The 13,654-nt window shown below is 58.3% G+C and carries 12 protein-coding genes and 1 tRNA gene; 10 read left to right on the forward strand and 3 right to left on the reverse strand.

Features of this window, described 5'->3' with window-relative positions:
* Positions 1-3 precede the first annotated feature (3 nt).
* From GOW48_RS19275 to GOW48_RS19290, 4 genes are all read left to right on the forward strand, one after another.
* Positions 4-1,179, forward strand: coding sequence for an L-rhamnonate dehydratase (locus GOW48_RS19275; protein ID WP_170356566.1), 1,176 nt, complete (start codon positions 4-6; stop codon positions 1,177-1,179).
* A gap of 3 nt (positions 1,180-1,182) precedes the next feature.
* Positions 1,183-2,091 carry a dihydrodipicolinate synthase family protein gene (locus tag GOW48_RS19280; protein ID WP_170755733.1) on the forward strand — a complete coding sequence of 303 codons (909 nt, stop codon included), beginning with the start codon at positions 1,183-1,185 and terminating at the stop codon, positions 2,089-2,091.
* A 1-nt stretch (position 2,092) separates the two neighbouring features.
* Entirely contained in the window at positions 2,093-3,595 is a 1,503-nt protein-coding gene (locus GOW48_RS19285) for an aldehyde dehydrogenase (NADP(+)) (RefSeq protein ID WP_170755734.1), read from the forward strand.
* A gap of 83 nt (positions 3,596-3,678) precedes the next feature.
* Positions 3,679-4,608 (forward strand): SMP-30/gluconolactonase/LRE family protein, encoded by a 930-nt coding sequence (locus GOW48_RS19290; protein ID WP_170755735.1) that lies wholly within the window; start codon positions 3,679-3,681, stop codon positions 4,606-4,608.
* Between the two features lie 299 nt (positions 4,609-4,907).
* On the opposite strand, the gene GOW48_RS19295 is transcribed toward GOW48_RS19290, so the two are convergent.
* Positions 4,908-4,984, reverse strand: a tRNA-Pro gene (locus GOW48_RS19295).
* 92 nt (positions 4,985-5,076) lie between these two features.
* Complete coding sequence (locus tag GOW48_RS19300; protein WP_170755736.1) at positions 5,077-6,192, reverse strand: THUMP domain-containing class I SAM-dependent RNA methyltransferase; 1,116 nt, start codon at positions 6,190-6,192, stop codon at positions 5,077-5,079.
* 278 nt (positions 6,193-6,470) lie between these two features.
* On the opposite strand from GOW48_RS19300, the gene GOW48_RS19305 reads away from it, so the two are divergent.
* From GOW48_RS19305 to nqrF, 6 genes are read left to right on the forward strand one after another with little or no spacing between them, the layout of a single operon-like run.
* Positions 6,471-7,814: a Na(+)-translocating NADH-quinone reductase subunit A gene (locus tag GOW48_RS19305; protein WP_170755737.1), complete on the forward strand. Its 1,344-nt coding sequence runs from the start codon at positions 6,471-6,473 to the stop codon at positions 7,812-7,814.
* Between the two features lie 5 nt (positions 7,815-7,819).
* Entirely contained in the window at positions 7,820-9,028 is a 1,209-nt protein-coding gene (locus GOW48_RS19310) for an NADH:ubiquinone reductase (Na(+)-transporting) subunit B (protein ID WP_170755738.1), read from the forward strand.
* Entirely contained in the window at positions 9,021-9,836 is an 816-nt protein-coding gene (locus GOW48_RS19315; RefSeq protein ID WP_170755739.1) for a Na(+)-translocating NADH-quinone reductase subunit C, read from the forward strand. Before GOW48_RS19310 ends, GOW48_RS19315 begins: the two co-directional genes overlap by 8 nt.
* Positions 9,836-10,489 (forward strand): NADH:ubiquinone reductase (Na(+)-transporting) subunit D, encoded by a 654-nt coding sequence (locus GOW48_RS19320; RefSeq protein ID WP_117873115.1) that lies wholly within the window; start codon positions 9,836-9,838, stop codon positions 10,487-10,489. The genes GOW48_RS19315 and GOW48_RS19320 overlap by 1 nt, the downstream gene beginning before the upstream one ends.
* On the forward strand, positions 10,489-11,097 hold the full coding sequence (nqrE, locus tag GOW48_RS19325; protein WP_170755740.1) for an NADH:ubiquinone reductase (Na(+)-transporting) subunit E: 609 nt from the start codon (positions 10,489-10,491) through the stop codon (positions 11,095-11,097). The genes GOW48_RS19320 and nqrE overlap by 1 nt, the downstream gene beginning before the upstream one ends.
* Before the next feature lie 10 nt (positions 11,098-11,107).
* Positions 11,108-12,331: an NADH:ubiquinone reductase (Na(+)-transporting) subunit F gene (gene nqrF, locus GOW48_RS19330; RefSeq protein WP_170356557.1), complete on the forward strand. Its 1,224-nt coding sequence runs from the start codon at positions 11,108-11,110 to the stop codon at positions 12,329-12,331.
* A gap of 36 nt (positions 12,332-12,367) precedes the next feature.
* Here nqrF and tviB read toward each other — a convergent pair whose 3' ends face one another.
* The gene (tviB, locus tag GOW48_RS19335) at positions 12,368-13,651 is read right to left on the reverse strand and encodes a Vi polysaccharide biosynthesis UDP-N-acetylglucosamine C-6 dehydrogenase TviB (RefSeq protein WP_170755741.1); all 1,284 of its coding nucleotides are present in this window, start codon (positions 13,649-13,651) and stop codon (positions 12,368-12,370) included.
* Positions 13,652-13,654 lie beyond the last annotated feature (3 nt).

Raw genomic sequence — 13,654 nt, forward strand, 5'->3', positions numbered from 1 at the left:
AAGATGACCAAGATTAAATCCGTACGCACCCGCGTCTGGAACTGGACTGGGCCGACCGTTCCGCCCACCGGCAATTTCTGCACCAACGCTTCGGACGTGCTGTACGACAAAGGCGATGCGATGTCGTCTTTCCGGTTTCACCAATGGCTGACCTGCGAGATCGAGACCGAAGACGGCACCATCGGCATTGGCAACGCAGCCCTCGCACCCTCGGTGGTGAAGGCCGCCATTGACGAATGGTTTGCGCCTTTGGTGATCGGCGAGGACCCGTTCGACTATGCCTATCTGTGGGAAAAGATGTACCGCCGCAGCCACGCCTGGGGACGCAAAGGGATCGGGATGATCGCGATCTCGGCCGTTGATCTGGCGATCTGGGACCTGATGGGCAAACTGGCGGGCAAGCCAGTGTTCAAACTGCTGGGTGGCCGCACCAAGGAAAAGATCCCGGTATATTATTCCAAGCTGTATTCCGGCCCGATCGATGTGATGCAGGCCGAGGCCGCCGAGGCGCAAAAGAACGGCTATTCCGCGTATAAAATGCGTTTCGGTTGGGGGCCAAAGGACGGCATGGCCGGTATGCGCGAAAACCTCAAACGGGTTGAGGCCGTGCGCGAGGTCATCGGCTATGACGTTGATCTGATGGTCGAGTGCTACATGGGCTGGAACCTGGACTACGCCAAACGCATGCTGCCCAAGCTGGTCAAATATGAGCCCCGCTGGCTGGAAGAGCCCGTAATCGCTGATGACGTTGAAGGGTATCGCGAGCTGAATGCGATGAACATCATCCCGATCTCAGGGGGTGAGCATGAATTCTCGATCATCGGGTGCAAGGACCTGATCGAGAAAAAGGCCGTCAGCGTCCTGCAATATGACACCAACCGCGTGGGCGGCATTACGGCCGCACAAAAGATCAACGCGATTGCCGAGGCGCATCAGATACCGGTCATCCCGCATGCGGGTCAAATGCACAATTATCATCTGACCATGGCCAACGCCAATTGCATGATCAGCGAGTATTTCCCTGTCTTCGATGTCGAGGTCGGAAATGAGCTGTTCTACTACATCTTCGAAGGCGACCCCGAGGCGGTGGACGGCTTCCTTGATCTGGATGACAATAAGCCTGGTCTGGGGATCGAGATCACGGACAAACACCTGAAACACTTTGAGATTACGGAGTAGTCCATGAGCTATACCGGTATCTGGCCCGTTGCGCCGACACCATTCCACGATGACGGAACACTTGATCTGGAAGGGATGAAGCGCGTTCTGGATTGCCTGATCGATCAAGGCGCGGATGGGATCTGCGTTTTGGCTAATTTCTCAGAGCAATTCCTGATCTCGGATGAGGAGCGCGCGATCCTGACCCGGCTCAGCCTTGAACATGTCGCGGGCCGCGTGCCTGTGATCGTGACGATCAGCCATTTTGCGACGCAGATCGCAGTGGAACGGGCCAAATTCGCCAAAGATCTGGGCGCGGACATCGTGATGATGATGCCGCCCTATCACGGGGCGCTTCTGAAGGGGAACGCGCAGCAGACCTATGATCAGTTTGCCGCCGTGGGCGAGGTCGGCATCCCGATCATGGTGCAAGACGCGCCGTTGTCGGGCGTTGATCTGCCAGTGCCGTTGCTGGTGCGCATGGCGCAAGAGATTGAGATGGTGAAGCTGTTCAAGATCGAATGCCCTCGGGCAGCGAACAAGCTGCGGGCGCTGATTGCCGAAGGTGGAGAGGCGATTGAAGCACCTTTTGATGGCGAGGAAGGTATCACCCTGCTCGCCGATCTGGATGCGGGGGCGACGGGTTCGATGACCTCGGGCATGATCGTGGACCAGATAAAGCCGGTCATCACGCATCACCTTGCTGGCCGCGTAGACGAGGCGACAGCGGCCTATGGCCGGGTGGCGATGGTTATCAACCATGAAAACCGCCAATGCGGCTGGCAATCCTGCAAAGCGGCGATGGTCGAAGGGGGCGTCATCGGGTCCGAGTTCTGCCGCCATCCCATTGATCCGCTGCAACCGGCCATCCGAGACCGGTTGATCGACCTTTTAAAACCGCTGGACCCAATGGTCCTGAATTGGGGAAAATAGCATGATACTTGGACAAAATCTGATCGACGGCGCATGGGTCGGGTCAGACAATCTGCGTGCCTCAGACGATCTTGACGGCCAAAGCTTTGCTCAGGCAACCGCCGCGCAGGTGGATGACGCCTGCCGCGCCGCACGTCGCGACTTCCGCGCTTATTCGAGCAAGTCGCGGGCCGAGCGCGCCACATTCTTGCGCACGATTGCTGAACAGATGGATGTGCTGGGCGACGAGATCACGCAAACCGGCATGGCTGAGACCGGCCTGCCCGAGGCGCGGCTGGTGGGTGAACGTGGACGCACAACGGGCCAGTTACGCATGTTTGCCGACCTGATCGAAGAGACCGGGTATCTTGATATCCGCAAAGACGGCGCACTACCCGATCGGGCGCCACTCCCCCGTCCCGATCTGCGCCTGACGCACAAAGCCATCGGCCCCGTGGCCGTCTTTGGGGCGTCAAACTTCCCGCTCGCCTTCTCCACGGCGGGCGGGGATACCGCCTCGGCTTTGGCCGCTGGCTGCCCGGTGATCGTCAAAGGACACAGCGCCCATGCGGGTACCGCTGAATTGGTGGCTCAAGCCATCGCCAAGGCGATTGAGCTCTGCGAGATGCCTGCGGGCACCTTCCAGATCGTGCAGGGGACCGGGCGTGAGGTTGGATCAGCGTTGGTGCAGCACCCGGATATTCGGGCGGTTGGCTTCACTGGATCGCTGGCAGGTGGTCGCGCGCTCTATGATCTGTGTCACGCACGGGCGAACCCAATTCCGTTTTATGGCGAACTTGGTTCGGTCAACCCGATGTTCTGTCTGCCCTCAGCGATGGGAGCCCGGGCTGCCGAAATTGGCGCGGGATGGGCCGCGTCGCTGACTATGGGAGCCGGGCAGTTCTGTACCAATCCTGGCGTGGCCGTGATGCTGAAAGGACCGAGCGCGGATGCGTTGGAAACCGCCTGTGTGGCCGCACTTAACCAAACGGCCGAGCAGAAGATGCTGACCGATGGCATCCACGCGGCTTACGAGCAGGGCGTGCGCGCCTTCCGTGATCTGATGACTGAGGTCACATCTTGCGGTGCCGCAACCGGCAAGCGTGCAGCCCTGCCCGCGTTGTTCAAAGTCGGCGCCGCAGAGTGGATGGCGAACCCCCAATTGCAGCACGAAGTGTTTGGCGCGGCGGGTATCATCGTTTTGTGCGATACACTGGATGAGATGCGGGATGTGGCGGAAGCTTTGGAAGGGCAGTTGACCCTGACCCTGCATCTGGACGACGCAGATCAAGACTTTGCTGGCGACCTGTTGCCCGTTCTCGAAGAAAAAGCCGGGCGATTGCTGGCTAATGGCTTCCCCACCGGTGTCGAAGTGTGCTCGGCCATGATGCATGGCGGGCCATACCCAGCCAGCACCGACATACGCGCAACCTCGGTCGGCACTCTGGGTATCGTGCGTTGGCTGCGTCCGGTCAGTTACCAGAACATGCCCGACGCGCTGCTGCCGGACGAAGTGAAAGGGTAACGCCGCCCGACGGTGCCCTGTGACCCCAAACCGCTGTCGACCTGCATGTCCGGTGACGGTTACAAAAACAAAGGAGCAAACGGATGTACGGCGTTCTCGACGGCACCGGCTTTGAAGTCATGGAAAGAGAATTCGAGGCCTGTTTCATCGGCCACGCAAGGGTCGAACGTTTGTGGACCGGCGCGCGTTGGTCCGAAGGGCCTGCGTGGTTCGCCGCCGGGCGCTATCTGGTGTGGTCTGACATTCCCAACAATCGTCTGATGCGCTGGGACGATACCGATGGCTCGGCCTCGGTGTTTCGGGAACCTTCGAACAATGCCAACGGCAACACTGTGGACCGGCAGGGTCGGCTGGTGTCCTGCGAACATCTGACCCGGCGTGTCACCCGAACCGAGCATGATGGATCCATCACGGTTCTGGCGGACGCATGGCAGGGAAAGCGATTGAACTCACCGAACGACGTGGTTGTCAAATCGGATGGGTCCATCTGGTTCACGGACCCCTCCTACGGGATCATGATGGACTATGAAGGAGAGCGCGCCGACAGCGAGATTGGCGCTTGCCACGTGTATCGCGTGGACCCGGCATCGGGCGAGGTGACAACGGTTGCAACTGATTTCGTCAAACCTAATGGCTTGGCTTTTTCACCGGATGAGAGCGCACTCTATATCTCGGATACCGGTATCACGCATGACCCCGAAGGCCCGGCCCATATTCGCCGGTTCAACGTATCGAACGACGGAAAAACCCTTTCAGGAGGTGAGGTCTTCGCCAATTGCTCTGCCGGATTGTTCGACGGTTTCAGGCCAGACCGTGAAGGCCGCATCTGGAGTTCCGCCGCAGACGGTATTCATTGCCTGAACCCCCAAGGAGATCTGATCGGCAAGGTGCACATACCCGAGATGGTCGGAAATGTGTGTTTTGGCGGCGCCAAGCTGAACCGGCTGTTCGCAGCCGGAACCAGCAGCCTTTACGCGATCTACCTGAATGTGAATGGTGTCTCGCCGGTTTGATTTTACTTGCTACAGGAGTGTTGCGAGCCTCAGAAGCAACGATCAAATCTGGCTCGAATCTTATTCAAGCGGTTTTGGAACAGATTATGTCACACGCCCATTGAAAGGCCTCCGCGTCATTGAAGATGCGCTTAAGAACGCAGCGGGAATTTTGGACTGGAAGATATGAAGTGCTAATTCGGCAGTTGGTGGATGCCCGTAGTGAACGAACTGAGCACATCTATCGAACGAAACGTTGCGGATATCGTTGCGGCCATTCCTCTAAAAACAAAAAGGCGCCCTAGGGCGCCTTGTTTTATTGGTCGGAGTGAGAGGATTCGAACCTCCGACCCCTGCCTCCCGAAGACAGTGCTCTACCAGGCTGAGCTACACTCCGACCGTGGCGCGTGATCTATACCCCGGCTTTTGGATGTGCAAGAGGTATTCGAACACACAGATCATATAGTACCAGTCCCCGAGCCAAGGCTCTCAGCGCAACGTCTCTGTTCTGTATAAACGGATTTTGGTACCGCCATGATCGACAACAGGGCCTGCAGGCAGCAAAGGCAGGCGGGTCGCGCGTGCGAGGGACGGAGAGCTGGTGATGATCCCTGCACGCCACCCCCTGAACCTGGACATCAGAACCTTGCCAAATGAACCATAGAGCGACCTGAGACGTTTCTCGTCCCCGATTCGAGCGCCATAGGGCGGATTAACGATCACCAATCCACCTGTTTCGTGACCTGGTTTGATATCGCCCACAGCCCGAGCTTGGAAATCCGTAACGGTCGACACCCCGGCGCGGTCCGCATTGGTGCTGGCCGCTTGAACCGCGCCGCTGTTGCGGTCCGAGCCTCGGAACACCACTTGGGTCTCTTTGACGGAGGTGGCGTTTCGCATCTCGTTCCAGCTATCTTGATCAAAGTTTTTTAAGTCTTCGAAAGCGAACTTTCGCGAGCGGCCCGGGTGAAGGCCCAAAGCGATCTCAGCTGCTTCGATGACGAACGTCCCGGAACCACACATCGGGTCCAAAACAGGCTCGGACCCATCAAATCCACATTCACGCAAGAACATTGCGGCCATCGTTTCCCGCATTGGCGCCTTGGCAACGGCAGGTTTATGGCCGCGTTTGTGCAAAGGATCACCGGAGGTGTCTACTGACAAAGTGCAGATGTCCTTTTCTATACGCAAAAGCACACGCAAACCAGCTTCCGCCGAGATCTCGACGCCCAAAGTTTCCGCAATCGCGCGTTCGATCCTCTGCCGAGCAGCACCTGCGTGGTAAATCCGGGACTTCCGGCTGGTCGCCTCGACTTTGACGGCAACATCGGGCCGCAGAACTTCGGACCACGGAAATTTTCGCGCACGCTTGTCCAGTTGCGCCAGATGCACAGCTGGGAAACTGCCCAGACGAACCAGAACCTTATTCGCGCCGCGCAAACACAGATTGGCGCGCCAGACTTCGGACCATGACCCAAGGCAGCTCACACCGCCGGGGACGATTTTGGCGTTTTGAAACCGATTTTCAACAGCCTCAGTATGCAGGGGTGCTTCTAGGCCGGGTGTTGCGACCAGAAAAATCTCAAGATCATTTGTGTGTTCCATAAAGCGTGCTTACAACGGTCACGCACAGGGTGCGATATGCATTTTATTAGGCTCTCTCAAACGAAAGTGACATTCTCGGGTCACTTTGGGCGGTAACGGGTTTGCGTTTGATCGTTTCCCCGCGTAAAGGGACCGTGATTATGACATAGTCACGCATCATAGGCAGTCTTAGCTTATGTATTGCCGGGTGCTGGCGTTTATCTCTGCAGTGATTTTTGGCGGACACCCGGCAAAAAGACACGGCAGAACGGGAAAGAGGCTTGGAAGACCGTAGCGACATGCAAACTTTCAAACTGAAAAAAGGGTTCGAGCTGCCGGTGCAAGGTGCGCCGGATCAGACGATTCATCCGGGGCCCGAATTTTCGACTGTCGGTGTTCTCGGCGGCGACTATATTGGCCTGAAACCCAAGATGCTGGTGCAAGAGGGCGATGCCGTTCAGCGCGGCACGGCACTGTTCTGCCACAAGGACGCGCCGGACGCGATGATGGTGGCCCCTATGACCGGAAAGGTCGTAGCCATTAACCGGGGCGCGCGACGCGTGCTGCATAGCGTGGTAATCGAGGTCTCGGACCCGAATGACACTGGCATTGATTTCTCGGGCGTGGGCAATGGCGACAGTGCGGCAGGGATCACCGAGAAACTATGCGCAGCGGGTTTGTGGACGGCGTTCCGCACCCGGCCTTACTCCAAGATGCCTGAACCCGGAAGCGCACCCGCGGCGATTTTCGTGACGGCGATGGACAGTGAGCCTCTGGCGGGTGATGCAGCAGTGATCATCGCTGATGCAGGGGATGCGTTCGCTGCGGGTCTGGCGGCGATCGCGAACCTGACCGAAGGTAAGACCTATCTGTGCCACAAAGAGGGTGACTCGGTACCGGGTGCCGATGTGGCGGGAGTTGAAGCCGCCGCATTTGCAGGTCCGCACCCGTCGGGGCTGGCGGGGACGCATATCCATTTCCTCGAGCCGCTGGCGGGAGACAAGCAGGTCTGGACCATCGGGTATCAGGACGTCATCGCCATTGGTCGCCTGATGCAGACCGGCCATCTGGACCCCAATATCGTGATCGCTCTGACCGGTCCGGGCGCGCGACAGCCGCGCTTGATCCGAACGGTCATGGGCGCGTCGACCGACGATCTGACCCGAGATGAGGTTGATGTGGACGGGACGCCCCGGATTATCTCGGGCTCGATCCTGTCGGGCGCACAGGCCGAAGGTCCAACCGCCTATCTGGGGCGCTTTGCGCGGCAGGTTTCAATCATCCGTGAAGATCACGATCAACACACGATGGGTTGGATTCTTCCAATGCCGTCGAAATTCGCCGTACAGCCGGTATTGGGCTCGGCCTTTGCAAAAAAGCTGTATGCGTTCACTTCAAACCTGAACGGCGGGCGTCGTGCGATGGTGCCGACGGGCGTGTTCGAAGAGCTGATGCCGCAGGACTATTTGCCCACGCAGCTGTTGCGCGCATTGCTTGTCATGGACACGGACACGGCACAGGCGCTGGGTGCGCTGGAGTTGGACGAGGAGGATTTGGGCCTTGTGGGCTTTGCCTGTCCGGCAAAATATGAATACGGGCTGGCGCTGCGCGACTGCCTGACCAAGATTGAAAAGGAGGGCTGATCCACATGGGTTTGCGCAGCTTCTTCGATCGGATTGAGCCGAACTTTACCAAGGGCGGCAAGTACGAGAAGTTTTTCCCCATCTACGAGATGGTCGAAAGCTTCATCTACACTCCGAAAACCGTCACCACCGTTGCCCCACACGCACGGTCCTACGTGGATATGAAGCGGATCATGACCTATGTCGTGATCGCTACGATCCCCTGCATCCTGTGGGGGATGTGGAATACGGGTTATCAGGCGAATTCAGCTATTGCGACGCTTGGCCCGGATGCGGCTACCGGCTGGCGGATTGTTTTGCTGCAGATGTTCGGTATCTCGCTGGATCCATCCAGCCTGTTTGCCAACGTGTTGCACGGGTTGCTTTATTTCCTGCCGATCTACATCACGACGCTGGTTGCGGGTGGTATTTTCGAGGTGATCTTTGCCACCGTGCGCGGGCATGAGGTGAACGAGGGCTTCCTTGTCACATCTATGCTCTACGCGCTGATCTTGCCCGCATCAACACCGCTGTGGCAGGTCGCTTTGGGCATAATCTTCGGCGTTGTCATCGGCAAAGAGGTGTTTGGCGGCACCGGTAAGAACTTTCTCAACCCCGCACTGGTGGGGCGAGCGTTCTTGTATTTCGCTTATCCTGCGCAAATGTCGGGGGATTCGGTCTGGACTCCGGTGGATGGGTTCTCGGGCGCGACCGCGTTGGGGATCACCGCAGCCGAGGGCGTTCAGGCGCTGGCGGGTGACGGGATCACCTGGGCCAATGCGTTCTTCGGCACCATTCAGGGCAGTTTCGGTGAGACATCGACGCTGGCCTGTATGATCGGCCTGGCCTTCCTGCTGACAACAAAAATCGCCAACTACCGCCTGATCCTCGGCTGTTTGGCGGGAACCATCGGCTTCTCGCTCTTGCTGAACCTGATCGGGTCAGACACCAACCCGATGTTTGCGATGCCTTGGTACTGGCACATCGTTCTGGGCGGCTACGCCTTTGGTCTGGCTTTCATGGTTACCGAGCCGGTTTCGGCCAGCCACACCAACATGGGCCGCTATATCTACGGTGCGCTGATCGGTGTCATGGTTGTGATGATCCGCGTCATTAACCCTGCTTTCCCCGAAGGCATGATGCTGGCTATCCTCTTCGGAAACGTCTTTGCGCCGCTGATCGATTATTTCGTCGTGCAGGCCAACATTAAACGGAGGGCGCGTCGCCATGTCTGATACGCAGTCCCAAGAACCTAAGGGCGCGATTGCCAAGTTTCTGGCCGCCTCGCCGGATTCTGTCGGCAAGACGATCATTGTCGCGGTCGCTGTCTGCCTTGTGGCCTCGATGGTCGTATCCGCCGCAGCCGTCAGCCTGCGCCCTGTGCAAGAAGCCAACGCGCTGAAGGACAAGCAAGTCAACGTTCTGCAAGTCGCCGGTGTCTATGAGCCGGGTGTCGATGTCTCCGAGGCATTCGCCGCGTTCGAGCCGCATGTGCTGGAGCTGTCGACCGGCGCATTCGTAGATGATCAGTTCGATGCAGCCACGTTTGATGACATCGCTGCGGCCAGCGATCCCGACCTGAGCGTAGCGCTGGACAATGACCCGGCGGGCATAGGACGTCAGTCCAAGTACCGCGTGATCTATCTGTTGCGCGACGATGCGGGCGAGTTGGACAAGGTGATCCTGCCGCTGCATGGCTATGGCCTGTGGTCCACGCTCTATGGCTTTATCGCGCTGGAGAACAACGGCAACGATATCTTCGGTCTGCAATTCTATCAGCATGGTGAGACGCCGGGCCTTGGGGCTGAGGTGGACAACCCGCGCTGGAAGGCACTGTGGAATGGAAAACGTCTGCGTGATGACGCGGGTGAGCTTCAGATCACCGTCGCCAAATCGCAGCCCGCGGCTGGCCCGGACTTTTATGTCGACGCGCTGGCCGGTGCCACGCTGACTTCGGTCGGTGTCGATAACCTGGTGAAATTCTGGATGGGGGATGCGGGTTACGCTCCGTTCCTGGCCAAACTGCAAGCAGGAGAAATCTGATGTCTCAGACCAAGAAAGAGATGCTGGTCGACCCGCTTGTCGACAATAACCCGATCACTCTGCAGGTGCTGGGCATCTGTTCGGCGCTGGCGGTGACCTCGTCGCTGCAAGTGTCGATGGTGATGGCGCTGGCGGTGATCTTCGTGACCTCGTTCTCGTCCTTCTTCATCTCATGCCTGCGCAACCAGATTCCCGGCTCGATCCGGATCATCGTGCAGATGGTGATCATCGCCTCGCTGGTGATCCTGGTGGACCAGATCCTTAAGGCCTATGCGTTTGAGATCTCGAAAACCCTGTCGGTTTTTGTCGGCCTGATCATCACCAACTGTATCGTGATGGGCCGGGCTGAGGCGTTTGCGATGAAGAACCCGCCCGTCGCGTCGTTCATCGACGGCATGGGCAACGGTATGGGCTACGGCCTGATCCTGCTGCTGGTGGGCTTCATCCGCGAGCTGTTCGGGGCCGGGTCGCTGTTTGGCATCACCATTCTGGAGACCGTCAACAACGGTGGCTGGTACGTGCCCAACGGCATGCTGCTGCTGCCTCCGTCAGCGTTCTTCATAATCGGTCTGATCATCTGGGCCTTCCGCACATGGAAGCCGAACCAGGTGGAAGAGCGTGAGTACAAAATTCAGCAGGTAGAGGCCCACTGATGGAAGGTCTGATTTCACTGGCCGTAAAGGCCATCTTTGTCGAAAACCTTGCGCTCAGCTTCTTTCTCGGGATGTGTACCTTCATCGCCGTGTCCAAGAAGATTTCGACCGCGCTGGGTCTGGGCATCTCGGTCATGGTTGTGCAGGCCATCACCGTGCCTGCCAACAACCTGTTGCTGAACTATCTGTTGAAACCGGGTGCGCTGGCTTGGGCGGGCTTCCCGGATGTGGACCTGACCTTCCTTGGCCTGATCTCATATATCGGCGTGATTGCGGCGATGGTTCAGATCCTCGAGATGGTGTTGGATAAGTATTTCCCGCCGCTTTACAACGCGCTGGGGATATTCCTACCGCTGATCACGGTGAACTGCGCCATTCTGGGTGGCTCGCTGTTCATGGTGGAACGCGACTATAACTTTGTTGAGGCGACGACTTATGGTCTGTCTTCGGGCTTTGGCTGGGCGCTGGCGATCACTGCGATGGCGGGCGTGCGCGAAAAGCTGAAATACTCGGACATTCCCGACGGCCTGCAAGGGCTTGGGATCACCTTCATCACCGCGGGTCTGATGGCGATGGCCTTCATGTCCTTCTCGGGCGTGAAACTGTAAGGAGGGACGCATGGAAACTTTTAGCTTAGGCGTCGTTCTTTTCACCCTGATCGTGTTGGGGCTGGTGGCCATCATCATGGCTGCGCGGTCCAAGCTGGTGTCGACCGGGAACGTGAACATCACCATCAACGGTGAGAAAACCATCTCGGTCCCTGCCGGGGGCAAGCTGCTGCAAACCCTGGCGGCCGAGAAGCTGTTCGTCCCTTCTGCCTGTGGCGGCGGTGGCACCTGTGCGCAGTGTCGGGTGCGGGTGCATTCTGGCGGCGGCTCGATCCTGCCGACCGAGGAAAGCCACATCACCAAGCGCGAGGCTTCGTGCGGTGACCGTCTGTCCTGTCAGGTCGCAGTCAAGCAGGACATGGACATCGAAGTCCCCGAAGAGGTCTTTGGCGTCAAGAAATGGGAATGTACCGTTCGCTCGAATGAAAACGTGGCGACCTTCATCAAGGCCCTGACGCTGGACCTGCCGGAAGGCGAGGATGTGAACTTCCGCGCCGGTGGTTACATCCAGATTGAAGCCCCTGCGCACCAGTTGAAATACACCGATTTCGACGTGGAAGAGGAATACCGCGAAGATTGGGACAAGTTCAATCTGTGGCAATACGAATCCGTCGTGGCCGAACCGATTGAGCGGGCTTATTCCATGGCCAACTATCCGGATGAAAAGGGCATGATCATGCTGAACGTCCGCGTGGCCTCGCCGCCTCCGGGGTCGGAAGGTATCCCAGCGGGTCAGATGTCGTCGTATATCTTCAACCTGAAACCAGGTGACAAGGTCACCATCTCGGGTCCGTTTGGTGAATTCTTCGCCCGCGACACCCAAAAAGAGATGGTATTCATCGGCGGTGGCGCAGGCATGGCCCCCATGCGCAGCCATATCTTCGATCAGCTCAAGCGGTTGCAGAACCGCGATCGCAAGATCAGCTTCTGGTACGGGGCACGGTCGAAGAAAGAGATGTTCTTTGTCGAGGATTTCGACCAACTGGCCGAAGAGTTCGACAATTTCGAATGGCATGTCGCCTTGTCGGACGCGCAGCCCGAGGACGATTGGAAAGGCTATACCGGCTTCATCCACAACGTTCTGTTCGAGGAATACCTCAAGAACCACCCTGCGCCCGAGGATTGCGAGTTCTACATGTGTGGACCGCCGATCATGAACCAGTCGGTCATCAACATGCTGCTGGATCTGGGCGTGGACCGCGAAGACATCATGCTGGACGATTTCGGCGGATAAGACAGGAAAAACCGGCGCAGGACAGCGCCGGTTTTTTTACAGCCGCAGGTCGCTGGCCTCTGGCGGCAGACAGGATTTGACGTCGAACAACACGCTTTGATCCTTGCCAAAGGCGCGTATCTCGGCAGGGGCGAGCGCCAGAAATTCCTGATGCGCAACCGCCAGAACGATGCCGTCATAGGCGCCGGTTTCAGGCTGCGAAGTCAATGAAATCCCATATTCCTTCTGCGCGGCATCTGCATCCGCATGGGGGTCGTGGACATCGACGGCGACGCCGTAGTCTTGCAACTCGTCAATCATATCCACCACACGCGTGTTGCGCAGGTCGGGACAGTTTTCCTTGAAGGTCAGCCCCATTACCAGAACGCGGGCGGCGGCCACATTGATCCCCTCGCGCATCATCCGCTTGACCAGTTGCGAGACCACATAGCCTCCCATACTGTCATTTAACCTCCGCCCGGCCAGAATAATCTGCGGGTGATGGCCCACGGCCTCGGCCTTGTGGGTCAGGTAATACGGGTCTACGCCGATGCAATGCCCGCCCACCAGACCGGGGCGGAAGGGTAAAAAGTTCCACTTGGTCCCCGCGGCGCGCAGAACTGCATCGGTGTCGATATCCATCCGGCCAAAGATCATCGCCAGCTCGTTCACCAATGCGATATTCAGGTCGCGTTGGGTGTTCTCGATCACCTTTGCGGCCTCGGCGACGCGAATGCTCTCGGCCTTGTGGGTGCCCGCCGAGATGATCCGCGCATAGAGCGCATCAACCAGGTCGGCCACCTCGGGGGTCGAGCCGGACGTAACCTTGCAGATATCCGCGATCCGATGCGTCTTGTCGCCGGGGTTGATCCGCTCAGGGCTGTAGCCTGCAAAGAAATCGCGGTTGAACACCAGGCCCGAGGCGCGTTCCAACACTGGTACACAGTCTTCCTCGGTCGCGCCGGGGTAAACGGTGGATTCGTAGATCACCAGATCACCAGGTTTCAGCACGCGTCCAACCGTTTCAGACGCGCTGAGCAGCGGTGTTAAGTCAGGCTGCTTGCCCGCTGTGATCGGGGTGGGGACGGTTACGATATAGGTGTCACATTCCGCGATATCTGCCGGATCGGTGGTGAAGGACAGGCCGGTTGCGGCGCGCAGATCCTCGGGCTCGACCTCATGGGTTGCGTCCTGACCGGCGCGTAGGGCGGTTATCCGGGCTGTGTTGATGTCAAAGCCGATCACAGGGCCTATTTTGCCGAAGGCCACGGCCAGCGGCAGGCCGACATAGCCCAGTCCGATCACCGCGATCTTGCGCGCGTTGGGGTCTGCTTCAAACATCGC

The sequence above is a fragment of the Ruegeria lacuscaerulensis genome, from assembly GCF_013033355.1.
In the GTDB taxonomy this organism is placed as follows: Bacteria; Pseudomonadota; Alphaproteobacteria; order Rhodobacterales; family Rhodobacteraceae; genus Ruegeria; species Ruegeria lacuscaerulensis_A.